Here is a 25260-nt window from a genome sequence, read left to right as displayed (position 1 = left end):
CGTTCGACTATAGACCGAGTTGCCCGGCCATGAACGTCAGCGTGTCGGCCGCCAGATCGACCGAGCGGCTGACCGACCGGGCGCCGTGACCCACCTCGGTCTCGTTGCGCAGCAGGATCGGCCCGTCGCCGGCGGTCGCGTGCTGCAGCGCCGCGCACATCTTCCACGCGTGCAGCGGATGCACCCGCGTGTCGGACTGGAAGACCGTGAACAGCGTCGCCGGGTAGCGCACGCCCTCCTTGACGTGGTGGTAGGGCGAGTAGGCGTGCAGCCAGGCGAACTGCTCCGGATCGTCGGCCGAACCGTACTCGACGTTCCACGTCGCGCCCAGCCCGAACTTCTCGTAACGGACCATGTCGAGCAGCGGCGCCGAGCAGACCACCGCCCGGTAGAGCTCGGGACGCTGGGTGAGCGCCGCCCCCACCAGCAGGCCGCCGTTGGAGCCGCCCGAGATGCCGAGCTGCTCCGCCGTGGTCACGCCCCTCTCGATGAGGTACTCGGCCGCCGCGTGGAAGTCGTCGAACACGTTCTGCTTGTCGCCGAGCATGCCCGCCCGGTGCCAGTCCTCGCCCTCCTCGCCGCCGCCGCGCAGGTTGGCGATCGCGTACACGCCGCCCGCCTCGACCCAGGCCAGGATCGACGCCGAGTAGCCCGGGGTCATCGAGATGCCGAACCCGCCGTACCCGTACAGGATCGTCGGCCGCGGCCCCTCGCCGCCGACCGGCGCGATGATGAGCATGCGCACGTCGGTGCCGTCCTTCGACCGGTACACCACCTGCTCGGTGCGGACCGGCGGCACCTCCACCGCGCCCGGCGAGGCCGCCCAGAGCGTCGTCTCGCCCGTACGCGCGTCGTAGCGCTGGATGGTCGGCGGGGTGGTGTTGTCGGTGTAGCCGAACCACGCCTCGTGGCCGCCCTCGGGCCGCTCCGAGATGCCGCCGATGGTGCCCAGGCCCGGCGTCGGCACCTCGCCGATCCGCTCACCCGTCGCCAGGTCGTGCACGGTGATCTCACTGATCGCGTGGCGGGTCCAGCCCACCAGCATCACCGGGCGCTCCAGGTCGTCGAGGATCGCGAAGTCGGACAGCACCGCCTCCGGGTCCTGCGGGATCAGGTCACGCCACGCCTCGAACTCCGGCCGGGACGGGTCGGTGACGCAGACCCGGGCGCGCGGCGCGTCGCGGTCGGTGTGCACGTACAGCCTGCCGTCGCGGCCGAACACCAGCCCGGTCTGCGCGTCCACGCCCTCCTGCACCACCCGCAGGTCCGGACGCTCGGGCGAGGAGGCGGTCAGGTCGGCGACCCACAGGTCGTTGCGCGGCGCCGTGCCCTCGCTGGCGGAGATCTGCAGCCAGCGGCCGTCGCGCGAGACCGACACCCCGTAGTAGTTCGTCATCTTCATGCCGTCACCGAAGATCATCACGTCGTCCTCGGTGGACGTGCCGACCCGGTGCAGGTAGACGCGGCGGTGGAACTGCCGCTCGTCCTCCGGCACCTCCGTGCCCGGCAGCCGGCGCACGTAGTAGAACGCCTCGCCGCCCGGCAGCCACGCGATCGGCGAGTAACGGCAGCGGTCGATCGGGCCCTCGACCCGCTCGCCCGTCGCCACGTCGATCACGTACAGGACCGACTCCTCGTTGCCGCCGACCGAGATCTGGTAGGCGAGCAGCCGCCCCTCCTTGTCGGGCTGCACCGCGTCGAGCGTGGTCAGGCCCGACGGGTCCAGCGCCATCGGGTCGACCAGCGCCCGCTCGGTGCCGTCCGGCTCGGCCACGTAGTAGACCGCGTGCTCCTGGTCCGGCGTGCGGCGGCTGAAGAAGTAGCGCTCGCCCCGCCACGCGGGCGCGCCCACCGATCCCGACCTCAGCAGCTCGGCGATGCGCGACTTGAACCGCTGCGGCTCGCTCGCCCGCTTGAACAGCTCGGCCTGCGCGGCCAGCCAGCGCTGCGTCTCCGGGCTGTCGGGATCCTCCAGCCATCGGTACGGGTCGGGTACGGTGATGCCATGCAGCACGTCGGCGGTTTCCTCGCGTGGCGCCGTCGGGTAGGACTCTCGCGTCATGCTCCGCACCCTACGGCAAAGCCCGAGGTCCGGCGGCGGGCGTAAAGGCCTGGTGATACGGGAATAAACCGTAACGTGCGTCCCTCTGGTCATTCCGGACCGGAGGTTAAGGAGTGGCGGGGACGCCGCGGTTAAGGCCAGACTGCTGACAGGACGGTGCCGTGGTGTTCCATCCGCTGGCCCGTCCGGCGGAGGTCCACGTGAAGCATGTGTCCAAGCCCCGGGAGGGGCGAATAGCCGGGACATGCCGCGGCATGTCCCCCTTGATACGGGTGCAGCAGGGAGAGGCCCGATGATACGCCAGGTCCTGCTGCTCAACGCCACCTACGAACCGCTCACCACGCTGTCCCTGCACCGCGCCATCGTGCTCGTGCTGCGGGAGAAGGCCGACATCATCCACCGGGACGGCCGCGGAGCAGTGCTGCGCTCCGCCAGCCGCACCCTGGAGGTGCCGTCGGTCATCCGGCTCCGGAGATATGTCCGCATCCCGTACCGGTCCCGCATCCCCCTGACCCGGGCGGCCCTCATGCGGCGCGACGACTACCGGTGCGCCTACTGCGGGCAGCGGGCCGAAACCATCGACCACGTCATCCCCCGATCCCGGGGCGGCACCCACACCTGGGAGAACTGCGTCGCCTCGTGCTCGCCGTGCAACCACCGCAAGGCCGACAAGTACCTGGAGGAACTGGGGTGGACCCTGCGGGTCGCTCCGTCGGTCCCACGCGGCGCCCACTGGCGGTTGATCGGCGCCTCGTTCGTCGGCGATCCCCAATGGGCGCCCTACCTGGAAACGGCTGCCTGACCCGGGCCCGGCACCTGGTGCCGGGCCCTTCTGCTCTGCCCCGGCCAAACCTCGCCCGGGAGACTCCCCACATGTGGACGATCACCCGGGACGTGTCCCATCGTGCTGGCCTGTATGCCGGTCGAGGCCGTCGCGCCCTTCGTGGACGCCGTGCGGGGCCGGATCTCCGAGGTCATGGGGCCGGTGGAGCTCATCCACGAGATGCGGCGCAAGCTCGGCGCGCCCTCCCGGGTCGTGTCCGAGCGACTCCACCGGCTCGGCGTGCTCGCCGTCCCCGAGGTGCCCGGCTCCGGGCGCCTCGCCTCCGCCGGCGACCTGCCGCTCCTCGCCGAGTGGACACGGGCGTACTTCGCCGAGCTGGGGCTCTACGGCGGTGACGTCGCCGACCGCACCGCCCGGCGGGTCGCGGCAGGCGAGATGTTCCTGTGGGTGGACGGCGAGCCGGTCGCCATGGCGGGCCTGTCGGTCGCGGCCGGAGGCGTCTGCCGGGTCTCCACGGTCTACACTCCGCCCGCGCGGCGACGCCGAGGGTACGGGGCCGCGATCACCGCGCACGTGAGCCGGGCCGGCCTGGAGGAACGCTGTGACCAGGTCGTGCTGTTCACAGATCTGGCGAACCCGGTGAGCAACCGCGTCTACCGGTCCATCGGGTACGAGCCGGTCGCCGATTACGCTCAGGCGACCTACCGGGGGTGACCTGGTCCGCCGATTACGCCCAGGTTGCCTTCCGTAGGGTGACGGTACCCTGGTGGCATGCCGCGTTACGATTTTCGCTGCCGCGCCTGCGGTTCCACGTTCGAGGTGACCCGGCCGATGTCGGCGTCCAACGACCCGGCGACCTGCCCCGAAGGCCACGAGGACACCGTCAAGCTGCTCACGACCGTCGGTATGACCGGATCCGCCTCCGCCCCCCGCCAGCCCTCCGGCGGCGGCTGCTGTGGCGGGGGATGCTGCGGCTGAGTCCTTCTTCTGTACGCGCCGTAGCCGCCAGCAGGTCGGCTGCTCCTTCGTACGGTGAGTGATCGGCGCAAATCGGCGGGCGACATCGGCCCACGCACAGAGGCGCTGCCGGGGGTCTTGTCTTCAAAGACCAAGCTGAACGCGATGTCACCGGCCGCATCCGCTCGCGCCAGATTTGGGCGGAGCCGGAGCGTTCTGCCCCGGGGTGGGCGGCGTGCCCCGGTGGGGTGAGCACGCCGCCCCGGGGGAAGGTCAGGCGGCCCTGGTGCGCTTGCGGCGCTGGAAGGGCAGGAAACGGTCGGCCAGGTGGGGCCGGGACGGGGTGAGGCTGGGCTCGACCGCGATGATCCGGTCGAAGCGGAAGGCTCTGATGCCGCGGCGCAGCCGGCAGACGCCGACCAGGTACCAGTGGTCGCGGTGGACCAGGCAGGTGACCGGCTCGACGTCGCGACTGGTGACGGTGCCCGCGGCGTCGCGGTAGTGGAGCCGGACCATCATGCGGCCGGTGATGGCGTCGGCGATGAGGCGGGCGCGGGCGGCCACGTCGACCGGCAGCGGCTCGGTCAGGGTGGCGAGGGTGGCGGCGACGACCTCGTCGTCGAGGTCGAGGTGGTCGAGGGCGTGCTGCAGGCCGCGCCGGGCGGTGACGGCTTGCGGGCCCGACCCCAGGTGAGCCAGGGACAGTGCGAGGGCGGCGATCTCGGCGGTCGTCAGCGGTTGGGTCTGGGGCTTCACGACTTGAGCCATACCCCAAGTCTAGGTAAAGCCACCGACAGTTTTCGAAAGTATGTACGGCAGGCGACAGGAGTGTCGCCTGCCGTACAGGGTCACTTGGACAGCTGGGACAGGTCGCGCGAGGCGCCGGTCGAGGCCGAGGTCGTCATCGCCGCGTACGCCTGGAGCGCCGCGCTCACCGGCCGCTCGCGGTCGCGCGGGCGGAAGCCGCCCAGCTCGGCCAGCAGCCGCTCGCGGCGGGCCGCCAGCTCGGCCTCGGGGACGCGCAGCTCCAGCTTGCGGGCCGGGATGTCGATCTCGATGATGTCGCCGTCCTCGACGAGCGCGATCATGCCGCCCTCGGCCGCCTCGGGGGAGGCGTGGCCGATCGACAGCCCGGACGTGCCGCCGGAGAAGCGGCCGTCGGTGACCAGCGCGCACGCCTTGCCCAGGCCCTTGCCCTTGAGGAACGAGGTCGGGTAGAGCATCTCCTGCATGCCGGGGCCGCCCTTGGGGCCTTCGTAGCGGACGATCACCACGTCGCCCTCCTTGACCCGGTTGTTGAGGATGCCCTCGACCGCCTGCTCCTGCGACTCGAACACCACGGCCGGACCGGTGAACTTCCAGATCGACTCGTCGACGCCGGCGGTCTTCACCACGGCGCCGTCGCGGGCGATGTTGCCGTAGAGCACGGCCAGGCCGCCGTCGGCGGTGTAGGCGTGCTCCAGGTCGCGCACGCACCCGGTGGCGCGGTCGAGGTCGAGGGAGTCCCAGCGGTTGTCCTGCGAGTAGGGCTTGACCGTGCGGATGTTGCCGGGGGCGGCGTGCCACAGCTCGATGGCCTCCGGCTTGACCGTGGGCGACATCGGGTCCCAGTCGGCCAGCAGGTCGCCGAGCGTGCCGCCGTTGACCGTCGGGACGTCGCGGTGGAGCAGCCCGGCCCGGTCGAGCTCGCCCAGGATGGCCGGGATGCCGCCCGCCCGGTGGACGTCCTCGACGTGGTACTCGCTGGTGGCCGGGGCGACCTTGCACAGGCAGGGCACCCGCTGCGAGATCTCGTTGATCTCCTTGAGCCCGAAGTCGACCTCCGCCTCGCGGGCCGCGGCCAGGATGTGGAGGATCGTGTTGGTGGAGCCGCCCATCGCCACGTCGAGCGCCATCGCGTTCTCGAACGCCTCACGGGTGGCGATCGAGCGCGGCAGCACCGACTCGTCGTCCTCCTCGTAGTAGCGCCGGGTGATCTCGACGAGCGTCCGGCCGGCCTCCTCGTACAGGTCCTTGCGGGCCTTGTGGGTGGCCAGGATCGTGCCGTTGCCGGGCAGCGCCAGGCCGATGGCCTCGGCCAGGCAGTTCATCGAGTTGGCGGTGAACATGCCAGAGCAGGAGCCGCAGGTCGGGCAGGCGCTCTCCTCCATCTCCAGCAGCTCGGCGTCGCTCACGGACTCGTCGGCGGAGGCGATCATCGGGTCGATCAGGTCGAGCTTGCGGCCGGGCGTCTTGCCGGCCTCCATCGGCCCGCCGGAGACGAAGACCGTCGGGATGTTGAGCCGGAACGCGGCCAGCAGCATGCCCGGGGTGATCTTGTCGCAGTTGGAGACGCAGATCATCGCGTCCGCGCAGTGGGCGTTGACCATGTACTCGACGGCGTCGGCGATGAGCTCGCGCGACGGCAGCGAGTAGAGCATGCCGCCGTGGCCCATGGCGATGCCGTCGTCGACCGCGATCGTGTTGAACTCCCGGGGGATGGCCCCCGCCTCGCGGATCGCCCGGGCCACCACGTCACCGACGTCGCGCAGGTGGACGTGGCCGGGGACGAACTGGGTGAAGCTGTTGGCCACCGCGATGATGGGCTTGCCGAAGTCGCTCCCGGCTACACCGGTCGCCCGGAGCAGGGCCCGGGCACCGACCATGTTCCTGCCATGGGTGACCGTACGTGACCTGAGGGCGGGCATGGAGCTTCTCCCATCGTCGTGCGTCCCTTCATGGTACGGCCCGCCGCCCGGTAGTTGAGACAGCTGTCCAGAACCCGATACGGGGCCGGGACGCGGACCGCGGCGAGCCGGGGCGTCGCAGCCCCGGCCCGGCTGGCCGAGATCATAGGAGCCCCGGGTCACCGGCGGGAAACGTCAGGACGATTCGCCCAGCCGGGGCAGCACCTTCTCGCCGAAGGCGTCGATGAAGCCGCGCTGCTCCTGGCCCACGTGGTGCACGTACAGCTCGTCGAAGCCCAGGGCCGCGTACTCGGCGAGCCAGTCCGCCTGGCGCCCCAGATCGGCGGAGACCAGCACGGCCTGCCGCACGTCGTCCGGCCTGACGCTGGTGGAGGCCTGCTCGAACTCCTCCGGCGTCGACAGGTTCCAGGCCACGTCGCCGCCGAGCACCCCGGTGCGCCACTGCTCGTGGGCGACCCGCAGCGCCGTCTCCTCGTCCTCCGCCCACGACACGTGAACCTGCAGATAGAGCGGCTTGCCCGCGCCGCCTCCCTCGCGGAAGGCCTCGACCACCCGGCGCAGCTTCGGCAGGTCCTGGTTGACGGTGATGAGCCCGTCGGCCCAGGAACCGGCCCAGCGCGCCGTCTCGGCCGTGACGGCCGCGCCGATCAGCGGGGGCGGCGTCTCCGGAAGGGTGTACAACTGGGCCCGGTCCACAGTGACGAGCCCGCGGTGCGAGACGCACTCCCCGGCGAACAGCGCCCGCATGACATCGACGCACTCCCTCAGCCGCGCTTTGCGCTCCGCCTTGGCGGGCCACCTGTCACCGGTGATGTGCTCGTTCAGCGCCTGGCCGCTGCCCAGCGCCATCCAGAACCGGCCGGGGAACATCTCGCAGAGCGTGGCGGCCTTCTGCGCGGCCACCGCCGGGTGGTAGCGCTGGCCGGGCGCGGTGACGACCCCTAACGGCAGTCCTGTACGGGCGAGCGCCGCTCCCAGCCAGGTCCAGGCGTACCCGGAGTGGCCCTGGGCGTGACTCCAGGGCGCGAAGTGGTCGGAGCACATCGCGTCGGCGAAACCCGCCTCCTCGGCCCGGCGCGCCGCCTCCAGCAGGGCGCTCGGCGGAAGCTGCTCGTGCGAGGCGTGGAAACCGATTCTGGCCATGGGGGACGCTCCTTCTCCGGATCCGGCAACCGGGGCCGCACGGCCCCGTCATCCGGATCCCGCTTCCCCGCCGGGGCACGATTAGCCGTGTCCGTCACGTACCGGAGGACTGCTGCCGACACGTACAGGCGCGCAGGAGAAGCCGCCGCGGAGCGCGAGGAGAGGGAGCTTCGGCCTGGTCAGTCCTCGCCGTAGCGCGGGGGGAGGACCTGGGCGGCGATCTCGAAGATCTTGTCGATCTCCACGTCGGTGAGCGCGCGCTCGCGCTTGGTGATCCACCGCCGGGCCCGGCCGCCCTCGTAGACGTCCACACCCTTGATCGTCATGATCTTCCAGGGCACCGGCGGGCCGTAGATGGCCAGCGACGGCACCACCGACACCTGGTGTCCGTAGGCCTCGCTGATCAGCTCGCTGGCCCGGCTCGCCTCACCCATGGCCTCGGTGAGCCGCTCCTTCTTGTCGAAGGGGCCGTGGAAAAGCTTCTTGCCCATCTGGACGCGCACCGGAAGCCGCTTGTCCCACTTCTCCGAGTCGACCGCGTACACCCCCGTCGGCCCGACGACCAGGTGGTCGATCTGCGCCTCCGTGCCCGGGATGGCGCGGGCGTGGAGGGTGCGGTAGCCGCGGCGCTCCAACTGGCGCAGCTGCGCCTCGGTGCGCCGCTCGGCCACCGAGGACCGGCGCCAGGCCGGCACCGAGGACTTGGAACGGGCGCGGTAGACGGCCTCGCCGATGGCGGCGAGCACACCCGCGGTCACGCCGATCCGCCAGTCCATGAACAGCAGGCCCGCGGCGACGGCGACGGCGAGAGCCAGCAGGGCGCGGTTGCGGATGCGGCGGAAGCGGGGTTGCTCCAGCAGCACGCGCAGGGAGGCGCGCTCGACCGGCGCGTAGGTGGTGGTGGGCGCCGAGGGCTTGGCGGTCTGCTCGTTCTCCGATCTGTCGCTCACCCAGATCGGGGACGTGTCGTGACCGTCTTCACGCTGAGGGTCCACGCCAATCACCGTAGCCCGCGGTTCTGATGCATTCCTAGTGCTGCCTTGTCCATACTTTTATGGCCCAGCTCACTGTGTCTTTCGCCCGATTTCCGGGTATCTATATCGCTCTTCTCTAGAGAGGTCGCAGGGCGCCGGACTCCGATCCTAGCGACGACGAGGCGATCCGCGATCATGTTGACGCGGTTTTGGCCATCTTCTGTGAAGACTCTCGTCCACGTGCCTGGCCGGGGCGGCGGCCCCGGATTACGTTCGTGATGTGAACGGCGCGCTGGAGATCCTGCTCTTCCTCATCGGGATGTCGCTGGGGCTGTTCGTGCTGATCAGCCTGCTCGTACTGATCCCAGGACGCGGGGCCGCGCGCAGGGCCGAGGCCGGGCCGGTGTGGATCGGCGGGCCCGGCCGCACCGACCGCGGCGTGCGCGCGACCGGGATGGTGCTGGTCGACCGCCCCCTCCACTGGGCGCCGCCCGGCGCGGCCGACTGGGTCGCCGCGGCCGAGACCGCCGAACCCGGCAGGTGGGTCGGCGGCGCGTCGGCGGGATGGTGACCGGGCCGTGAGAACCCTCACCGCCGCCGAGGCCGGCGACGTCCGGCACGCCCTGCACGCGGCCGAGCACCGCACCTTCCTGCGCTTCGCGCTCTTCCTCGGCCCGCCCGTCGGCGGCCGGCGGCACTTCGCCGAACGGCTGCACGCCGCCCTCGGCGACGAGGCGGACGACGCCGTCCTGATCATGGTCGATGTACGGGGTCGCGGTCTGGAGATCGTGACCGGCGAGCAGGCCAGGAGCAGGCTCACCGACGCCTCCTGCCGGTCGACGGCCATCTCGATGGCCACCGCGTTCGGCGCCGGAGACCTCGCGGGCGGCCTCCTGTACGGGATCGCCGCCCTGGCCGCGCAGACCGCCGCTAGGCGGTGATCAGCGCCGACACGTGCTCGCTCACGCCCTTGAGCAGAGTGGACGGCTCGATGGGCGCGGCGGCGACGGCGGCGAAGAACGACGGCAGGCCCGGCAGCGGGAAACCGTCGTCACGCGAGGCGGCCGCGCCCACCGGGCTCTTGCCGAGCGTGTTCCGGCTGCGCTCCCACGCGTCGAGCACCTCCTCAGCCGACGGCACGCCGAAACCGTGGCCGACCGGCGCCGCGTGCCTCAGCCGTACCAGCGGAGTCTCCGCGAACGCCAGCGCCGTGCGGGCCCGCACCTGAAGGTCGGCGCGCTCCTCCGGAGCGATCCAATCCATGGCCGTGCACGGGTTGCGGCAGGTGGACACGCACACCGCGAGCGCACCCGCCACCTGACTGTGCTGCCGGTCGAAGTACGCGCGCCAGCCCTCCGCGGGCTCGGCCGCCACCCGCAGCGTCCGGTTGGTGGCCGACTGCTCCGACTTGGTGTGGTCGCACTCGCGGTCGCCGATCACCCCGAACCGGCTGCCGACCGCGCTCAGGCCCTCCGGCCAGCGCGCCGGATCGCCCGCGTGACCCAGATGCGGCTCGAACGCCAGCAGCGGCAGATACTCGGAGGCGATGTGCACGGCGGCGATCATCGGGCTCAGCTCACGCCGATGCCAGCGGATCGCGATCACCTCCAGCAACAGACCGAACGGCGGGCGCAGCGACTCCAGCGCCCCGCGCGGCTGCTCGCGCGGGGTCTGCGGCATGTGACAGGCCCGCGCCTGCCGCCTGAGCCCGGCGGGCACCGCCTTGGTGTCGACGGCGAAGTCCTCGGCGTCCAGCGACAGCAGCCGCTGCCCGAACTCACAGGCCTCCGCGATCCGGGGGTCGGGCGTCAGCGCCCCGAGGTCGGCGAACGCGTAGCGCCGGGCCAGCGCCACGAACAGATCACGTGTCGTCTCCACCTGATCACCCTACTCAGACCAGCCCGCACCGGGACATCACGCGGTCTCCCTGCTCGTAGGAGGCAGCCGCCCGCCTGGCCGGTTGGCCGGAGACCTCCGTTGACTGGTGGGGCGGCTGTTCTCGCTGGTAGGGGCCGGTCCGGGTCGGGAGGCGGGGCGGGTTAGGGTGGGGCGATGTCTGTTGCGCGTCGTGGGGTCCTGCTGGGCGTCGCGGCGTACGTGCTCTGGGGGCTTTCGGCTCTCTATTGGCCGCTGGTGGAGCCGACCGGGCCGGTGGAGATCCTGGCGCTGCGGGTGCTCTGGTCGCCGGTGGCGATCGGCCTGCTGGTGCTGGCGCTCGGCCGGCGCCGTCAGGTGGTGGCCATCCTGCGCCGGCCGCGCCACCTGGCCCTGCTCACCGCCGCCAGCGTGCTGACCACGGTCAACTGGGCGATGTTCATCTGGGCGACGATGAACGGGCACGTGGTCGACGCCTCGCTGGGCTACTTCATCACCCCTCTGGTCAGCATCGCGTTCGGGGTGGTGGTGTTCAGGGAGCGGCTGCGCGCCTCGCAGTGGACGGCCATCGGCCTGGCGGCCCTCAGCGTGGTGGTGCTCACCGCCGAGTACGGCGGGCCGCCGTGGATAGCGCTCGGCCTGGCCGTCACGTTCGGCACGTACGGGCTGATCAAGAAGCGGGTGGGCGTCGGCGCCGTGGAGGGGCTGATGGTGGAGACCGCCGTGCTGTTCCCGTTCGCGCTGGTGTACACGGTGGTGCTGCAAGTGAGCGGGCAGGCGACGTTCGGGCACGTGTCCGTCGCGAACACGCTGCTCGGCATCGGGGCGGGGTTCGTGATGATCGTGCCGATGCTGCTGTTCAGCGCCGCCGCCCCGAAGATCCCGCTGAGCCTGACCGGCATGCTGCAGTACATCGAGCCGATCGTGCAGTTCCTCATCGGGCTGCTGGTGTTCCGGGAGCCGATGCCGCTGACCCGGTGGCTGGCGTTCGGAGTGCTGTGGGCGGCGCTCGCGGTGCTGGGGGCAGACGGACTCAGGCGACGGGATCGGGAGAGAGCGGATCGTCCAGCCCCACCGCTATCCGCTCGATCATCTCGAACTGCCGCATCAGACGTTCGATATCCGGAGGGGACACGGTGAACGTGTCGTACACCGCCTCGCCGCCCGCCGTGTAGCTCAGCTCGTGGCCGCAGCTGTCGTCCCACAGGCCGCTGATGACCCGCAGCGCGGGTGAGAGCCGGTCGGCGTGGATGCGCCGTACCTTCACGCCCGCGTCGGCCTGCTCGCGGGCGAGCGCGTCGAGGTCGGGGGTCCACTCCCGGTAGATGAAGACCCGCCTGATCACCACGCCCCGCGCCAGCGCGTCGACCTGCGCCCGCCAGTATTCGCGGCCGATCGGCTCCCGCCACCAGTCCAGGTCGACGGAGGGCACGCTGGTGACGCAGATCTGCCTCCGGGCCTGCCGGATGAGCCGCAGGAACACGCCGTTGTCGCCGTAGGGGGTGCGGAAGTGGCCGCGCTCCAGGTCGGCGAGGGTGCGCAGGCACTCCTCGAAGGCGTCGCGGCAGGCGTCCTCGGCGGGGGTGCCCTTGTACTGGCGTTCGACGTGTTTGGCGGCCCGCAGCATCGGCTCCATGAGGTCGGGCAGCCAGGGGATCTTCTCGATGGTGGAGACCATCGTGCCGACCCGGGTCTCGTGGTCGATCCGGCGCCGCTCCTTGAGCAGTGTCTGGACCTGGAGGGTGATGACGCCGCCGAGGAGGCCGGCCACGGTGCCGAGGGCCTGCGCGGTGTCCTCGCGGACGTAGAAGATCACGGCCAGCAGGACCGACAGGACCGTGCCGATGATCAGGACGGGATCGACGATGACCGACTGCTTCTTCCGGTCCGTCCGTTTCAACCGGGCCTCCGGGGGGTGGGCTACCTGTGACGATAACCGATCATGGCCGGACGGTGCGTCAGTTGCAGGGGGAGGTGACGCACTGGAGCTCCGGGGTCGGCTTGGTGCCGGTGGGCTCCTGGGTCGGCTCGTGCGGGTCGGGCTCGGAGGGCTCGTCCGACGGCTCCTCGGTCGGGTCCGGCTCCGGCTCGGTGGTCGGGGTGGTGGGCGGCGTGGTCGTCGGCGGGGTGCTCGGAGGGTTGGTCACCGTCGGGGTGACGGACGGGGTGGGCGTGCTGGAGCCGGTCACGGTGGGGGTCGGCGTCGGCTCGGGCGCGCGGGGCCGCTCGCTCGCGTGCGTCGGCCGTACGGTCTCGGAGACGGAGACGCGCGGCTCCGACGAGGTCTCGGGCGGGGGCACCGGCACGTGCTGCGCGGTCTGCGCGGGCCGCATCCACACGGCGGCGGCCACTCCCACGGTGACCAGCACCGCGACCGTCATCGCGAGCGCGGCCGAGAGCGCGCGGCGGCGGCGCGGCGCCTGCCCGGAGCCGGGGGAGTCCGCGGCGGCGCGGGCGGCCCGCGCCATCTCCTCGGCCGAGGCGAAACGCCGGTCGGGCGCCTTCTCCAGCGCCTTGGCGACGACCTCGCGCGGCCCGCGCGGAACCTCGGGCGGCAGCGGCGGGACGGGCGCGTGCAGGTGCTTGTAGATGATCTGGACAGGGGTCTCGCCCTGGAAGGGCAGGCGGCCGGTCAGGCATTCGTAGGCCACCACGCCGAGCGCGTAGACGTCGACCGCCGGGGTGACCTCGCTGGAGGTGGCCATCTCGGGCGCGCAGTAGCCCGCCGAGCAGAGCATCGACCCGGTGGCGGTGAGCTGGCCGGCCGACGCCGAGTGGGCGATGCCGAAGTCGGTCAGCGCCACCGAGCCGCTGGCCCGCACGATGAGGTTGGCGGGCTTGACGTCGCGGTGGACGATGCCCTGGGCGTGGGCGGCGGCCAGCGCGTCGGCCACCTCGGCGATCAGCCGCATGGTGGCCTCGGGCGTGAGCGCGGCCCGGCGCAGCCGCTTGTCGAGCGACTCGCCCTCGACGAACTCCATCACCAGGAACGTCACCCGGCGCCCGCCGACCTCGCAGCGGCCGTAGTCGTAGACGTCGACGACGCCCGGGTGGCTGAGCGTGGCCATGGCCCTGGCCTCGTTCTGGAACCGGCGCTGGAAGGCGGTGTCCTCGCTCAGCGCGGGCATCAGCACCTTGACCGCGACCGTCCGGCCGAGCACCGTGTCGGTGGCCCGCCAGACCTCGCCCATGCCGCCGCCGCCGACCCGTTCGGTCAGCTGGTAGCGGTCGTTGAGCGTAGTCCCGGATTCAAGCACGTCCTCCACGCTAACACCGGGGCGGTGGTGCGCGTGCTCAGAATGATCGGGTCGTTTGCCGAGGCAGGACCGGTCCAGAGGCCCCCTTCAGCGGACGAAGGGGGCCGTCGCGGAGAACCTCTAGGCGGCGTCGCGGGCGCGGTTGCGCAGGGCGCGGCTCACGCCGTCGGCGCCCTCCAGGATGAGCCGGCGCAGCGCCTGCGGCGGCTGCTCCTCGTCCAGGTACGCCTGGGCCGCCCGGACCGTCTCCTCCTCGATCAGCAGCGACGGGAAGCACCCCACCGCGAACGTGGACGCCTTCTCGAACGTCCACTCCTTGTAGATCCGCCCCACCTCGGCGAAGTACTTGTCCCGGAAGGGCACCAGCAGCTCGGGGTGGTGCGGGTCCTGGAATCCGGCGATCGTGGTGCGGGCCAGATGGTTGGGCAGTTCGCCGCCGGTGATGCGCTCCCACGCCGCCGCCTTGGCCTCGGGCGTCGGGATGGCGGCCCGGCACAGTGCCGCCGACCGCTCGCCGGTGGCCGTCGGGTCGCGCCGCAGCTCGGCCTCGATGTCGTCCTCGCCCAGCTCGCCGCCGCTGACCAGGGCGGCGGTGAGGGTCCAGCGCAGGTCGGCGTCCACGCTCAGCCCCTCGGGCACGTCGGTGCCGTCGAGGATGGCGCGCAGCACCGCCAGGTCCTCGCCGGTGATCGCGACGGGCGCGAACGCCTGGAGGTAGGCGAGCTGCTGGTCGGAGCCCGGCTCGGCCTCCGCCAGCCGCGTGCGCAGCTCGCGGGCCAGCAGCGCCAGCCCCTCCGCCTGCCAGGCCGGGTCGGCGTACTGCTGCACGGCCTGGCGCGCCTGCCGCAGGATGGTCTGGAGCACGGTCAGGTCCCGCACCGAGCTCACGCCGGAGACGACCAGCTTGACGTAGTCGCGGGTGGACATCTCGCCGTCGCGGGTCATGTCCCAGGTCGCCGACCAGCACAGCGCCCGCGGCAGCGACTCGGTGAACGCCGCGATCCCGCCGTCGACGAGCGTGCGCAGCGACCGCTCGTCCAGCCGGATCTTCGCGTACGTGAGATCGTCGTCGTTGATCAGCACCAGGTCGGGCTGCTCCTCGCCGGCCAGTTCGGCCACCGTGGTGCGGGCGCCCACCACGTCCAGCTCGACTCGCTTGGTGCGGGTCAGCTTCCCGCCGGCCAGCGAGTAGAGGCCGATCGCGACCCGGTGGGAGCGGAGCGTCGGGTAGTCGGCCGGCGCCTCCTGCAGCACCTCGAACCGGGTGAACTTCCCGTCGCTCACCTCGAACGACGGCCGCAGCGTGTTGACCCAGGAGGTCTCCAGCCACTCCTTCGACCACGACGACAGGTCACGGCCGGAGGTCCGCTCCAGCGCGGCGAGCAGGTCCTTCAGCTCGGTGTTGCCCCAGGCGTGCTCGTCGAAGTAGTCGCGCACCCCCGCCAGGAAGTTGTCGAGCCCGACGTAGGCGACGAGCTGCTTGAGCACCGAGGCGCCCTTGGCGTACGTGATGCCGTCGAAGTTGACCTCGACCGCCTGCATGTCGGGCATGTCGGCGGCGATCGGGTGGGTGGAGGGGAGCTGGTCCTGGCGGTAGGCCCAGGCCTTCTCGACGTTGGCGAACGTGGTCCACGCGCCCTTGCCCCACCGGGTCGCCTCGGCCTGGGCGAGCACCGACATGTAGGTGGCGAACGACTCGTTGAGCCACAGGTCGTCCCACCAGCGCATGGTGACGAGGTTGCCGAACCACATGTGGGCCATCTCGTGCAGGATCGTCTCGGCGCGCCGCTCCACCACCGCGTCGGTGACCCGGGACCGGAAGACGTAGTCCTCCAGGTACGTCACGCAGCCGGCGTTCTCCATCGCGCCCGCGTTGAACTCGGGCACGAACAGCTGGTCGTACTTGCCGAACGGGTAGCGCACCCCGAACACCTTGTGGAAGAAGTCGAACCCCTGGCGGGTGACCTCCAGGATGTTGTCGGCGTCGAGGTGCTCGGCCAGCGAGGCCCGGCAGTAGACGCCCAGCGGGATGCCGTCGTGCTCGGACGTCACCTTGTGGTACGGCCCGGCGACCAGGGCGGTGATGTAGGTGGACATCACCGGCGTGGGCGGGAACGTCCACAGTTTCGCCTCGCCCCGCTCCTCCACGCCGGAGGCCGCCGCGTTGGAGACGACCTCCCAGTCGCCCGGCGCGAGCACGGCCAGCTCGAAGGTGGCCTTGAGGTCCGGCTGGTCGAAGCAGGCGTACATGCGGTGGGCGTCGGCGGTCTCGAACTGGCTGTGCAGGTAGACCTTCTGGTCGACGGGGTCGACGAAGCGGTGCAGGCCCTCGCCGGTGCGCATGTAGGCGCATTCGGCGTCGACGACCAGCTCGTTGGAGGCGGCGAGCGAGGGGAGCGGGAAGCGGCCCCGCTCGGCGTCGTAGGCGGACACGTCGAGGTCCGCGCCGTTGAGCGTCACCTTGCGCACGCGCGCGCCGTGCAGGTCGATGAACGTGTCGGCGCCCGGCCTGGCGCAGGAGAAGCGCACCGTGGTCACGCTCTCGAAGCGTTCGCCGCCCTGGGTCAGGTCGAGCGCGACCGCGTAAGAATCGACATTCAGCAGGCGAGCGCGCTCGCGTGCCTCTTCCCGGGTCAGGTTGCCTGCCAAATTGCGCTCCTTTTCCACCACTTCTTCGGGGTACGCCGGATCCCGGAATAGGATTCGAGCCTCCCCAGGTTATGGCCCACATGAGCGAGAAGACTCCTGTGGATCTGTGGTTCGATCCTTTCTGCCCGTACGCCTGGGTGACATCACGATGGCTTCTCGAAGTCGAGAAGGTCCGCCCGATCGAGCCGCGCTGGCACATCATGAGCCTGAACGTGCTGAACGAGGGCAAGGACGTCCCCGAGGAGTACCGCGAGGCGATCGCCCGCGCCATCGGCCCGGTCCGGGTCGTGGCCGCCGCCGTCGCCAAGTACGGCGAGCACGTCGCCGGCCCGCTCTACACCGAGCTCGGCACCCGCTTCCACAACCAGGGCGCGCTCGGGCGTCTGGACGACCTGTACGAAACGGTCCGCGACGCGCTCTCCGCCGCCGGTCTCGACCCCGAGCTGGTGGCCGCCATGGATTCCACGGAGTACGACGAGGCCGTGCGCCGCTCCCACGAGCGGGGCATCACGCTGGTCGGCCAGGAGGTCGGCACGCCGGTCATCCGGGTCGGCGAGAACGCCTTCTTCGGCCCCGTCATCACCTCGATCCCGCGCGGCGAGGAGGCCGGCCGGCTCTGGGACGGCGTCCTGCTCGTCACCGAATTCGGCGAGTTCTTCGAGCTCAAGCGCTCTCGTACGATCGAGCCGAGCTTCGACTGATTTTCTCTCCGCGCCGGTAGAAGAAGCTGTCCTTCCGGTTGACGCAGCTCACTCTGAGGCGGCTCCCGGTCTCGCGTTGTGACCGGAAGCACGCCAGGATGAGAGTATGCGTCAGCTCTATATCGGCGGTGCGTGGGCCGCCTCCGCCTCGGGAGAGGCCATCGATGTCGTCAATCCGGCCACCGAGGAGGTCATCGACCGGGTGCCGGCGGGGACGCCGGCCGACGTCCAGGCCGCGGTGGCCGCCGCCCGGCGCGCCTTCCCCGGGTGGTCGGCGATGCCGGCCGCCGAGCGGGGCAAGCTCCTGGCCGCCGCCGCCGAGTCGCTGAGGCGGCGGGCCGACGAGGTGGCCAGGACGATCGCCACCGACATGGGCTCGCCGCTGCGGTTCGCGCTGAAGGTGCAGACGCTGATGCCCGCCGGGGTGCTGGCCTCCTACGCGCAGCTGGCCGAGACCCACCCGCGCGAGAGCCGCGTGGGCAACTCGCTGGTGGTCAAGGAGCCGGTCGGCGTGGTGGGCGCGATCACGCCGTGGAACTATCCGCTCCACCAGATCGTCGCCAAGGTCGCCCCGGCGCTCGCGGCGGGCTGCACGGTCGTGCTCAAGCCGAGCGAGGTGGCGCCGCTGGCCGCCTACGCGCTGGCCGAGATCTTCCACGAGGTCGGCCTGCCCGCCGGGGTGTTCAACCTGGTGAGCGGGCGCGGGCCGGTCGTCGGCGAGGCGCTGGCGAGCCATCCCGAGGTCGACATGGTCTCCTTCACCGGCTCCACCGTGGCGGGCCGCCGGGTGGCCGCGCTGGCCTCCGACGGCGTCAAGAAGGTGGCGCTGGAGCTCGGCGGCAAGTCCGCCAACGTGATCCTGCCCGACGCCGACCTGGGCACGGCCGTCAAGGTGGGCGTCGCCAACTGCTTCATCAACGCCGGGCAGACCTGCTCGGCGCTGACCCGCATGATCGTCCACCGCGACCAGTACGACGAGGCGGTCCGCCTGGCCGTGGCCGCGACCGCCAAGTACACCGTCGGCGACCCGTTCGACGAGGCGACCCGGGTCGGCCCGCTGGTGTCGGCGGCGCAGCGCGACCGGGTGGTCCGCTACATCAACCGGGGCCAGGAGGAGGGCGCCAGGCTGGTCGCGGGCGGCACCGAACGGCCGCTGCCGCGCGGCTACTACGTCGAGCCGACCGTCTTCGCCGGGGTCGAGCCGGGCATGGTGATCGAGCAGGAGGAGATCTTCGGCCCGGTGCTGACGATCATCCCGTACACGACCGAGGACCAGGCCGTCGAGATCGCCAACGGCACCCCGTACGGGCTGGCGGGCGCGGTCTGGGCGGCGACCGAGGAGCGCGCCGTCGCGGTGGCGCGCAGGCTCCGCACCGGCCAGGTCTCCGTCAACGGCGGCGACTTCAACCCGATGGCCCCCTTCGGCGGCTACAAGCGCTCCGGCGTCGGCCGCGAGCTGGGCGAGCACGGCCTGGAGGAGTTCTTCGAGATCAAGGCCATCCAGCTGTAGGGCCCGCGCTCACAGCACCAGCCCGCCGGTGGCGCGGATGCTCTCGCCGGTGACCCACCCGCCGTCGGGGCCCGCCAGGAACGCCACGACGGCCGCCACGTCCTCCGGCCTGCCCAGGCGCTGGAGCGCGGTGTACGACGGGACCGTGGCCAGCGCCTCCGGCGGGTTGGCGGCGCGGAGCATCCCGGTGTCGGTGGCGCCCGGCAGCACGTTGTTGGCGGTGATGCCGCGCCCGCCCAGCTCCCGCGCCGCCACCTTGGCGAACTGCTCCGCCGCCGCCTTCGAGGCCTGGTAGAGCGCGCTGGCGGAGGCGGGCATCCGGGTGTTGAGCGTCGAGACGTTGACGATCCGGCCGCCGTCGCGCATCACCCGCCCCGCCCACTGGACGGCCAGGAAGACCGCCCTGACGTTCACCGCGAAGACCCGCTCGTACAGCTCGGGCGTCACGTCGGCGATGGGCGCCTGCCCGGTCTCGGCCGCGTTGTTGACCAGGATGTCGACGCCGGGCAGCCGCTCCTCCGCGGTGGCGAGCAACCGGCGGACGTCCTGTTCGCTCGCCAGGTCGGCCCGCACCGCCACGGCGCCCGTCGCCTCGGCGACCTGCGCGGCGGCCCGCTCGTCCCGCCGGTAGCCGAAGACCACCGCGGCCCCGTCGGCCGCCAGCCGCTCCACCACGGCCCTGCCGATGCCGCGCGAACCCCCGGTCACCAGCGCACCCTTCCCGGTGAGCACAGTCATGCGCTCACCCTAGGTGCGCAGCATGATCTCCCGCGCGTCGTTCTTCGGCAGCCGGTCCACGAACAGCCGGCCGTCGAGGTGGTCGGTCTCGTGCTGGAAGCAGCGGGCCAGCGAGCCGCGCGCGCTGATCCGTACGGGACGCTCCAGCCGATCCACGCCCGCCACGGTCACTCCCGCCGCGCGGGCCAGCGGCGCGTAGGCGGGACTGCCCGTGCGGCGGTCGGGCACGGACAGGCAGCCCTCCTCCTCGACGACCTCCGCCGGGTCGTCCACCGTCAGCACCGGGTTGATCACGTGGCCCTTGCGCCCGCTGATGTCGTAGACGAACAGCCGCCGCGAAACCCCGATCTGCGGCCCGGCCAGGCCGACCCCGCCGACCGCGTACATCGCCTCGAACATCTCGTCGATCAGCCGCCGCAGCTCGCGGTCGAAGCTCTCGACGGGCTCGGCGGGGGTGCGCAGGACAGGATCGCCGAGCACGCGGATCTCGCGCATGAGAGCTCCTCCAAGTAAGGACCGGCAGCGGTTGGCGTCGCTTACTCTAGCGATCCGGGAAGGGGCCGGAGCCGCCTCGGCCACGCTGTGGAAGACTGGACGCGTGCGTGTCTACATCGGTGCCGACCATGCCGGCTATGAGCTGAAGAACCACCTGGCGTCGTGGTTGAAGGACCACGGTCACGAGGTGACCGACTGCGGCCCCTTCGTCTACGACGCGGAGGACGACTATCCCGTCTTCTGCCTGCGCGCCGCCGAAGGCGTCGCGGGCGACCCCGGCAGCCTGGGCGTGGTCATCGGCGGGTCGGGCAACGGCGAGCAGATAGCCGCCAACAAGGTGCGCGGCATCCGCGCCGCGCTGGTCTGGAGCGAGGAGACCGCCGCGCTCGCCCGCGAGCACAACAACGCCAACATCATCTCGGTCGGCGCGCGCATGCACTCCATCGAGGAGGCGACGCGGTTCGTCGAGGTCTTCCTGACCACCGCGTTCTCCGGCAGCGAGCGCCACAGCCGGCGCATCGCCCAGGTCGAGGCCTACGAGACCATAGGGCAGCTGCCCTCACTCCCGGGCTAATTACGCCGCCTGCCCTCCCGTCTGGGCATCTCGTCGCGCAGGGGCCGCCGGTCGGCGGCCTCCTGCTGCTCCTTGGACGGGCGCGACACGTCACGCGCGCGCATCGCGGTGACCGCGGTGATCTGCAAGCTCTGCAGGGCCATGCGACGACTGTACGTCAGAAGACGAGACCGGCCCACGGCTTCGGCTGCCACGCCAGAGCCGTGGCCAGCGCCCGCACCGCGCCCGGCGTGCGCTCGCCTACCATGCCGGCCGCGTGCAGCGTGCCCAGCGCCCCGTCGCCGAGATAGGCCGAGCCCAGCGCGGCCACGTCCAGCGTGACGTCCGGCTCCTCGTCCACCTGCTTGCACTCGGCCCCCGCGGTGTCGGCGCGCAGCCGCCAGCGGCCCGCGTTCCACGGGCACACCTCGTCGGCGACCTCCAGCACCAGGTCCACCGGCGCCGCGTAGGCGCGCGACTCCAGCGCCCTGTCGACCTCCACCAGCCGCACCCACAGCTCGTCGGACCAGGCGGCGCGGAGCTGCCGGGTGTCGGCGATCAGCGAGAACAGCGGGTCGTCCACCGGCCTGGCGCGGGCCACCACCCTCGTCACCAGGTCGCGGTCGAGCACCCCGCGCCACAGCAGCGCGTACGCGGCCGGATCGGCGGCGAACAGCTCCTGCAGCCGCACCTCGCCGTCGGGCACCCCGTTCTCGTCCCAGCCGCCCTTGACCCGGAACAGCGCGTAGCCGCGCACCCCGCCGTCGTCCTCGGCCAGCAGCGACCGCAGCACGCCCATGCCGCCCTGGTCGAACTCCTCGTCGGCCAGGACCTCGTCCCAGAACGCCGGCGTCCGGTCGTACAGGCCCGGCCGCGATCCCGCGACGGCGGCGAACACGCTCTCGTACGCGTCGCGCTCCTCCGCCGGCTTGACCACCCGCAGCCGCAGCGACGGATCCGCCGGGGCCCCGCGGACGAACGCCCCGCCGTGCCTGGAGATCGTGAACGACATCAGGCCCGCCGCGCGGCCGTATCCGAACCGGCCGTAGATCGGCACCTCCGACGCGTACAGGGCGGCCACGCACTCGCCGCGTTCCCGCACGTCGGCGAGCTGCCGGCGCATCAGCGACGACAGCACGCCCCGGCGGCGGTGCGACGGAAGCACGGCGACGGCCGTCACCCCCGCCACCGGAAGCCGCCCGCCGGGCACGGTCATGGTCAGGCTGTACGCCGCGGTGGAGCCCACCAGCGTCTCGCCGTCGAAGGCGGCGAGCGTACGGTCGAACTCCGTCTGCGCCTTCCACCGCTCCTCCTGCTTCGGATGCGGTGTCCAGTTGAAACCCTCGGCGAGCACGGCGGCGTACGCCGGCCACTCGCTCTCGTCCACAGGACGGATCGGGTACGTCATCCGTCCACGGTAAGAGCGCGGGGTGGCGGCGGGCCACCGAATATCGGCGTTTAACGATCAAGCCTCTGGTCAAGTCGGCTGCCCAAACCGGATCCGGAGCGCTACAGTCGAGCGCATCATGAGTACCCGACCGGCGCCGCTGATCCCGCCACGGCTCCGCGCGATCCTTGTGCGGGTGCCGCTTCTGGTGCAGCTCGTCCGGTTCGTCAAGCGCGGGCCGCTGGCCAGAGACCGCAACCTGCTGATCACGCTGACCGTGCTCACCGTCATCGTCGGGCTGCTCGGCGCGCAGGTGTCCACCGAGTGGTTCTCGCCCTCGCTGTTCATCCTGATCACCCTCGTCGGCGGGCTGCAGCTCCGGCTGCGCAGCCTGGTCGTGCTGCTGGTGGCGGTGGCGCTCACGCTCGGCTACCTCGCCGTCATGCTCGGCGCGGGCAGCATCGGGGTGGGCCTCATCGTGACGATCGGGTTCACCACCGTCCTGGCCCTGCTCATGGCCCGCACCCGCGGCAAGCTCGGCGTCCAGGGCCTGCGCGGCGACGCCATGCTGCTGGAGCTGCGCGACCGGCTGAGAGGCCAGGGCGAACTGCCGCCGCTGCCCAAGGACTGGGGCGGCAAGGTCGTGCTCAAACAGGCCGGGGGCTCCTCCTTCGGCGGCGACTTCATGGTGTCCATGCGCGACGGCGACCGGGTCGACATCGCGCTCGTCGACGTCTCCGGCAAGGGCGTCGACGCCGGCACCAGAGCGCTGCTGCTGTCGGGGACGTTCGGCGGGCTGCTCGGCTCGGTCGACGACTTCCTGCCCGCCTGCAACGCCTACCTCCACCGGCAGCGCGGCGATGAGGGGTTCGTCACCGCCGTGCACGTCCGGCTCGACCTGGCCACCGGCGACTACACCATCACCTCCGCCGGCCATCCGCCGGTGGTGAAGTTCGACGCCGGCACCGGCAACTGGGAGGTCGCCGCCGCCAAGGGCGTGGTCCTCGGCGTCGTCCCCGACCTCCACTGCGAGCCCGAGACCGGCACCCTCCACAAGGGCGACGCCCTGCTGCTCTACACCGACGGGCTGATCGAGCAGCCCGGGCGCGACATCGACGCCGGGCTCGACCGGCTGCTCGGCGAGGCCGAGCGGCTGCTGCCCTCCGGGTTCCGCGACGGGGCGCGGGCCCTGGTCAACGCGATGGCCTCGGGCCACAACGACGACTGCGCGCTCGTCCTCATCTGGCGCCCGTAGGCGTCCGCCGTATACCGCAAAAGTCGCGTAAGCCGCCGCGTCGTTCGAGTTCGACTAGTCTTGGGACGTTCAATCGATCCGGCCTGGAGCACGCGTTTATGGACTGGCTCTTCCTCCTGGGGATCGCCATCTTCTTCATCGGGCTGATGGCGTCCATCGGGTTGCACGAGATCGGCCACCTCCTGCCCGCCAAGCTCTTCGGCGTCAAGGTGACCCAGTACATGGTCGGGTTCGGGCCCACCCTGTGGTCGCGGCGCCGCGGCGAGACCGAGTACGGCGTCAAATGGCTGCCGCTGGGCGGATACGTCCGCATGATCGGCATGCTGCCGCCCAAGCCCGGCGACGACCCGGGCAAAGTCCGCCGCACCTCCACCGGCCCGTTCCAGGCCCTGATCGAACAGGCCAGGGAGGTGGCCCTGGAGGAGGTCAGGCCCGGCGACGAGAACCGCGTCTTCTACCGCAAGAAGTGGTGGCAGAAGGTCATCGTCATGTCCGGCGGGCCTGCGATGAACTTCGTGCTGGCCTTCCTCCTCTACGCCTTGCTGCTGGTCGGCATCGGCGTGCCCACCTACGCGCCGATCGTCTCGCCCGACACCCACACCTGCGTGATCCCGATCAGCGAGCAGCGCAACGAATGCCGCCCCGGCGACCTGCCCACACCCGCCTCCCAGGCCGGGCTCAAGGCCGGTGACAGGCTCGTCTCCCTCGGCGGGCAGAAGATCGAGAAGTGGGAGGACGCCCAGCGCATCATCCGCTCCCAGCCCGCCGGCCCCGTCGACCTCGGCATCGTCCGCGACGGCCGGCCCATGACGCTGGAGGTCTCGCTCATCACGCAGGACCGGCCCAAGCCCGGCGAACCCGACGTGATCGAGAAGAACGTCGGCTTCCTCGGCGTGCTGCCGACCGAGGTCATGGAGCAGCAGAGCTTCGGCGCGGTCTTCCCGTACATGGCCGACCTCACCGGCCGCGTCGCGGTCGCCCTGGTCAACCTGCCGGAGAAGATGGTCGGCGTCTGGGAGGCCGCGTTCTCCGGCGCCGAACGCGACCCCGAGGGCCCGGTGGGCGTCGTCGGGGCCGGGCGGATGGGCGGCGAGATCCTCGCCTCCGACCTGACCGGCGTGCAGAAGCTGTACGTCTTCGTCAACCTGCTGGCCGGGTTCAACCTGGCGATCGGCATGTTCAACCTGATCCCGCTGCTGCCGCTCGACGGCGGCCACATCGCCGGCGGGCTCTGGGAGGGCATCAAACGGGGCTGGGCACGGATCATGCGCCGCCCCGAACCGTCCTACGTCGACATCGCCAAGGTGCTGCCGCTCACCTACGCGCTGGCCATCGTCATGATCGTCATGGCCGGGCTGCTCGTCTACGCCGACCTGATCAACCCGCTCCGCCTCACGGGGTGACGTCATGGACCCGCTGGAACGACTGCGCGGCCTCTGCCTGGCCCTGCCCGAGGTGACCGAGCGGCTCAGCCACGGCGAGCCCACCTGGTTCGTCCGCGGCAAGAAGACGTTCGTCATGTACGCCGACCACCACCACGACGACCGGCTGGCCTTCTGGTGCGCCGCCCCGCCCGGCGCCCAGCAGGAACTCGTCGCGCAGGACCCGGCGCGCTTCTTCCGCCCGCCGTACGTGGGCCACCGGGGCTGGCTCGGCGTCTACCTCGACGTCGACGGCGTCGACTGGGACGAGATCGCCGAACTGGTCACCGACGCCTACCGGCAGATCGCCCCCAAGTCCCTCGTCGCCCGCCTGCCCTGACTACCGCATCACCGAGTGCAGGACCAAGACGATCCCGAACGTCGTCGCGAGCGCCCCGGTCTCGCTGCCGACCCAGGTACCGCCGAACACGGATGCGACGATAATGATCACCCACCGCTGGCTGATCGGCTCCTTGTCCTTGGGGAACGGCTCTTCCGAGCCAGGTCGCCGGGCTAGCCTCGGGCTTTCACGGGGAATTTGAGCCGGGCTGATCGTTTACATGAGAAAAGTGCCTCTGAGCTGGGAGGATGGGGCTTGTCCAGAGTCCTGCCCACGCCAGATCAGAAGGCACTTTCCACGTGAAGACTATCGCGTCCCAGCGCAAGATCGAGGCGTCCGCGGACGGTTCGGGGCTCGTCTCCCACGCAGGCTCCCTGCTGCTGCTCCACACCCTGCGCGTCACCGGCCTGGACCAAGCGTTATCCACCCAGCTGCAGCGCTGGCGGCCGGCCCGGGCCGTGCACGACCCCGG

At 71.4% G+C, this 25260-nt stretch carries 25 protein-coding genes; 12 read left to right on the top strand and 13 right to left on the bottom strand.

Annotated elements, in window-relative coordinates; genetic code table 11:
* Positions 1-7: 7 nt before the first annotated feature.
* Positions 8-2062 carry a prolyl oligopeptidase family serine peptidase gene (locus tag AB0J42_RS00125; RefSeq protein ID WP_364286416.1) on the bottom strand — a complete coding sequence of 685 codons (2055 nt, stop codon included), beginning with the start codon at positions 2060-2062 and terminating at the stop codon, positions 8-10.
* 292 nt (positions 2063-2354) lie between these two features.
* Here AB0J42_RS00125 and AB0J42_RS00120 point away from each other — a divergent pair, with 292 nt between their 5' ends.
* The 3 genes from AB0J42_RS00120 to AB0J42_RS00110 all read left to right on the top strand — a co-directional run bounded on the left by AB0J42_RS00120 (position 2355) and on the right by AB0J42_RS00110 (position 3824).
* Entirely contained in the window at positions 2355-2864 is a 510-nt protein-coding gene (locus AB0J42_RS00120) for an HNH endonuclease (RefSeq protein WP_364286413.1), read from the top strand.
* Positions 2865-2978: 114 nt separating this feature from the next.
* The gene (locus tag AB0J42_RS00115) at positions 2979-3560 is read left to right on the top strand and encodes a GNAT family N-acetyltransferase (protein WP_364286410.1); all 582 of its coding nucleotides are present in this window, start codon (positions 2979-2981) and stop codon (positions 3558-3560) included.
* A gap of 57 nt (positions 3561-3617) precedes the next feature.
* Positions 3618-3824 carry a zinc ribbon domain-containing protein gene (locus AB0J42_RS00110; protein WP_364286408.1) on the top strand — a complete coding sequence of 69 codons (207 nt, stop codon included), beginning with the start codon at positions 3618-3620 and terminating at the stop codon, positions 3822-3824.
* Between the two features lie 252 nt (positions 3825-4076).
* Here AB0J42_RS00110 and AB0J42_RS00105 read toward each other — a convergent pair whose 3' ends face one another.
* The 4 genes from AB0J42_RS00105 to AB0J42_RS00090 form a co-directional block, all read right to left on the bottom strand.
* Positions 4077-4571, bottom strand: coding sequence for a WYL domain-containing protein (locus AB0J42_RS00105; protein ID WP_364286405.1), 495 nt, complete (start codon positions 4569-4571; stop codon positions 4077-4079).
* Positions 4572-4651: 80 nt separating this feature from the next.
* The gene (ilvD, locus tag AB0J42_RS00100) at positions 4652-6490 is read right to left on the bottom strand and encodes a dihydroxy-acid dehydratase (RefSeq protein WP_364286402.1); all 1839 of its coding nucleotides are present in this window, start codon (positions 6488-6490) and stop codon (positions 4652-4654) included.
* 174 nt (positions 6491-6664) lie between these two features.
* The gene (locus AB0J42_RS00095) at positions 6665-7633 is read right to left on the bottom strand and encodes a TIGR03885 family FMN-dependent LLM class oxidoreductase (protein WP_364286399.1); all 969 of its coding nucleotides are present in this window, start codon (positions 7631-7633) and stop codon (positions 6665-6667) included.
* Between the two features lie 179 nt (positions 7634-7812).
* Positions 7813-8628 (bottom strand): nuclease-related domain-containing protein, encoded by an 816-nt coding sequence (locus AB0J42_RS00090; RefSeq protein ID WP_364286396.1) that lies wholly within the window; start codon positions 8626-8628, stop codon positions 7813-7815.
* A gap of 259 nt (positions 8629-8887) precedes the next feature.
* Here AB0J42_RS00090 and AB0J42_RS00085 point away from each other — a divergent pair, with 259 nt between their 5' ends.
* Both AB0J42_RS00085 and AB0J42_RS00080 read left to right on the top strand, forming a co-directional pair.
* Entirely contained in the window at positions 8888-9178 is a 291-nt protein-coding gene (locus AB0J42_RS00085; RefSeq protein ID WP_364286393.1) for a hypothetical protein, read from the top strand.
* Positions 9179-9185: 7 nt separating this feature from the next.
* Positions 9186-9548 carry a TPM domain-containing protein gene (locus AB0J42_RS00080; RefSeq protein ID WP_364286390.1) on the top strand — a complete coding sequence of 121 codons (363 nt, stop codon included), beginning with the start codon at positions 9186-9188 and terminating at the stop codon, positions 9546-9548.
* Here the strand turns inward: AB0J42_RS00080 and AB0J42_RS00075 are convergent.
* The gene (locus tag AB0J42_RS00075) at positions 9538-10485 is read right to left on the bottom strand and encodes a hypothetical protein (protein WP_364286387.1); all 948 of its coding nucleotides are present in this window, start codon (positions 10483-10485) and stop codon (positions 9538-9540) included. The two genes, AB0J42_RS00080 and AB0J42_RS00075, sit on opposite strands and share 11 nt — an antisense overlap.
* Positions 10486-10659: 174 nt before the next feature.
* Between AB0J42_RS00075 and rarD the strand changes: the two genes are divergently transcribed.
* A complete protein-coding gene (gene rarD, locus AB0J42_RS00070; protein ID WP_364286384.1) occupies positions 10660-11622 on the top strand; it encodes an EamA family transporter RarD in 963 nt (320 codons plus the stop codon).
* On the opposite strand, the gene AB0J42_RS00065 is transcribed toward rarD, so the two are convergent.
* The 3 genes from AB0J42_RS00065 to pepN all read right to left on the bottom strand — a co-directional run bounded on the left by AB0J42_RS00065 (position 11516) and on the right by pepN (position 16388).
* Positions 11516-12382, bottom strand: a complete 867-nt coding sequence (locus AB0J42_RS00065; protein ID WP_364286381.1) for a hypothetical protein — start codon at positions 12380-12382, stop codon at positions 11516-11518. The genes rarD and AB0J42_RS00065 overlap by 107 nt on opposite strands.
* Before the next feature lie 58 nt (positions 12383-12440).
* Complete coding sequence (locus AB0J42_RS00060; protein ID WP_364286378.1) at positions 12441-13739, bottom strand: protein kinase; 1299 nt, start codon at positions 13737-13739, stop codon at positions 12441-12443.
* A gap of 120 nt (positions 13740-13859) precedes the next feature.
* The gene (pepN, locus tag AB0J42_RS00055) at positions 13860-16388 is read right to left on the bottom strand and encodes an aminopeptidase N (protein WP_364286375.1); all 2529 of its coding nucleotides are present in this window, start codon (positions 16386-16388) and stop codon (positions 13860-13862) included.
* Positions 16389-16468: 80 nt separating this feature from the next.
* On the opposite strand from pepN, the gene AB0J42_RS00050 reads away from it, so the two are divergent.
* Together AB0J42_RS00050 and AB0J42_RS00045 are read left to right on the top strand one after the other, a co-directional pair.
* Positions 16469-17089 (top strand): disulfide bond formation protein DsbA, encoded by a 621-nt coding sequence (locus tag AB0J42_RS00050; RefSeq protein WP_364286372.1) that lies wholly within the window; start codon positions 16469-16471, stop codon positions 17087-17089.
* A gap of 106 nt (positions 17090-17195) precedes the next feature.
* Complete coding sequence (locus AB0J42_RS00045) at positions 17196-18599, top strand: aldehyde dehydrogenase family protein (protein WP_364286369.1); 1404 nt, start codon at positions 17196-17198, stop codon at positions 18597-18599.
* Positions 18600-18608: 9 nt separating this feature from the next.
* Here the strand turns inward: AB0J42_RS00045 and AB0J42_RS00040 are convergent, their stop codons facing one another.
* A complete protein-coding gene (locus tag AB0J42_RS00040; RefSeq protein ID WP_364286366.1) occupies positions 18609-19337 on the bottom strand; it encodes an SDR family oxidoreductase in 729 nt (242 codons plus the stop codon).
* A gap of 9 nt (positions 19338-19346) precedes the next feature.
* Complete coding sequence (def, locus tag AB0J42_RS00035) at positions 19347-19832, bottom strand: peptide deformylase (RefSeq protein WP_364286363.1); 486 nt, start codon at positions 19830-19832, stop codon at positions 19347-19349.
* A 103-nt stretch (positions 19833-19935) separates the two neighbouring features.
* Here def and AB0J42_RS00030 point away from each other — a divergent pair, with 103 nt between their 5' ends.
* Positions 19936-20406 carry a ribose-5-phosphate isomerase gene (locus tag AB0J42_RS00030; protein ID WP_364286360.1) on the top strand — a complete coding sequence of 157 codons (471 nt, stop codon included), beginning with the start codon at positions 19936-19938 and terminating at the stop codon, positions 20404-20406.
* Here the strand turns inward: AB0J42_RS00030 and AB0J42_RS00025 are convergent.
* Entirely contained in the window at positions 20403-20549 is a 147-nt protein-coding gene (locus AB0J42_RS00025) for a hypothetical protein (RefSeq protein WP_364286357.1), read from the bottom strand. The two genes, AB0J42_RS00030 and AB0J42_RS00025, sit on opposite strands and share 4 nt — an antisense overlap.
* A 14-nt stretch (positions 20550-20563) precedes the next feature.
* A complete protein-coding gene (locus AB0J42_RS00020) occupies positions 20564-21793 on the bottom strand; it encodes a GNAT family N-acetyltransferase (protein WP_364286354.1) in 1230 nt (409 codons plus the stop codon).
* Positions 21794-21911: 118 nt separating this feature from the next.
* On the opposite strand from AB0J42_RS00020, the gene AB0J42_RS00015 reads away from it, so the two are divergent.
* The 3 genes from AB0J42_RS00015 (at position 21912) to AB0J42_RS00005 (ending at position 24788) form a co-directional block, all read left to right on the top strand.
* Entirely contained in the window at positions 21912-23027 is a 1116-nt protein-coding gene (locus AB0J42_RS00015) for a PP2C family protein-serine/threonine phosphatase (RefSeq protein ID WP_364286352.1), read from the top strand.
* Between the two features lie 98 nt (positions 23028-23125).
* On the top strand, positions 23126-24430 hold the full coding sequence (locus AB0J42_RS00010) for a site-2 protease family protein (RefSeq protein ID WP_364286349.1): 1305 nt from the start codon (positions 23126-23128) through the stop codon (positions 24428-24430).
* 4 nt (positions 24431-24434) lie between these two features.
* Positions 24435-24788, top strand: coding sequence for an MmcQ/YjbR family DNA-binding protein (locus AB0J42_RS00005; protein WP_364286346.1), 354 nt, complete (start codon positions 24435-24437; stop codon positions 24786-24788).
* Positions 24789-25260 lie beyond the last annotated feature (472 nt).

Source organism: Nonomuraea sp. NPDC049649, from assembly GCF_040675175.1.
Classification (GTDB): domain Bacteria; phylum Actinomycetota; class Actinomycetes; order Streptosporangiales; family Streptosporangiaceae; genus Nonomuraea.
The sequence above is the reverse complement of the archived record's forward strand: the minus strand, read 5'-3'. Positions and strand labels throughout refer to the sequence as shown.

Bases quoted from the DNA above. Each gene is read 5' to 3' on its own strand.
- AB0J42_RS00120 (WP_364286413.1), top strand. From the start codon at position 2,355: ATGATACGCCAGGTCCTGCTGCTCAACGCCACCTACGAACCGCTCACC.
- AB0J42_RS00110 (WP_364286408.1), top strand. From the start codon at position 3,618: ATGCCGCGTTACGATTTTCGCTGCCGCGCCTGCGGTTCCACGTTCGAG.
- AB0J42_RS00045 (WP_364286369.1), top strand. From the start codon at position 17,196: ATGCGTCAGCTCTATATCGGCGGTGCGTGGGCCGCCTCCGCCTCGGGA.
- AB0J42_RS00005 (WP_364286346.1), top strand. From the start codon at position 24,435: ATGGACCCGCTGGAACGACTGCGCGGCCTCTGCCTGGCCCTGCCCGAG.
- def (WP_364286363.1), bottom strand. From the start codon at position 19,832: ATGCGCGAGATCCGCGTGCTCGGCGATCCTGTCCTGCGCACCCCCGCC.
- AB0J42_RS00095 (WP_364286399.1), bottom strand. From the start codon at position 7,633: ATGGCCAGAATCGGTTTCCACGCCTCGCACGAGCAGCTTCCGCCGAGC.
- AB0J42_RS00125 (WP_364286416.1), bottom strand. From the start codon at position 2,062: ATGACGCGAGAGTCCTACCCGACGGCGCCACGCGAGGAAACCGCCGAC.
- AB0J42_RS00015 (WP_364286352.1), top strand. From the start codon at position 21,912: ATGAGTACCCGACCGGCGCCGCTGATCCCGCCACGGCTCCGCGCGATC.
- ilvD (WP_364286402.1), bottom strand. From the start codon at position 6,490: ATGCCCGCCCTCAGGTCACGTACGGTCACCCATGGCAGGAACATGGTC.
- AB0J42_RS00020 (WP_364286354.1), bottom strand. From the start codon at position 21,793: ATGACGTACCCGATCCGTCCTGTGGACGAGAGCGAGTGGCCGGCGTAC.
- AB0J42_RS00025 (WP_364286357.1), bottom strand. From the start codon at position 20,549: ATGGCCCTGCAGAGCTTGCAGATCACCGCGGTCACCGCGATGCGCGCG.
- AB0J42_RS00050 (WP_364286372.1), top strand. From the start codon at position 16,469: ATGAGCGAGAAGACTCCTGTGGATCTGTGGTTCGATCCTTTCTGCCCG.
- rarD (WP_364286384.1), top strand. From the start codon at position 10,660: ATGTCTGTTGCGCGTCGTGGGGTCCTGCTGGGCGTCGCGGCGTACGTG.
- AB0J42_RS00115 (WP_364286410.1), top strand. From the start codon at position 2,979: ATGCCGGTCGAGGCCGTCGCGCCCTTCGTGGACGCCGTGCGGGGCCGG.
- AB0J42_RS00105 (WP_364286405.1), bottom strand. From the start codon at position 4,571: ATGGCTCAAGTCGTGAAGCCCCAGACCCAACCGCTGACGACCGCCGAG.
- AB0J42_RS00040 (WP_364286366.1), bottom strand. From the start codon at position 19,337: ATGACTGTGCTCACCGGGAAGGGTGCGCTGGTGACCGGGGGTTCGCGC.
- AB0J42_RS00010 (WP_364286349.1), top strand. From the start codon at position 23,126: ATGGACTGGCTCTTCCTCCTGGGGATCGCCATCTTCTTCATCGGGCTG.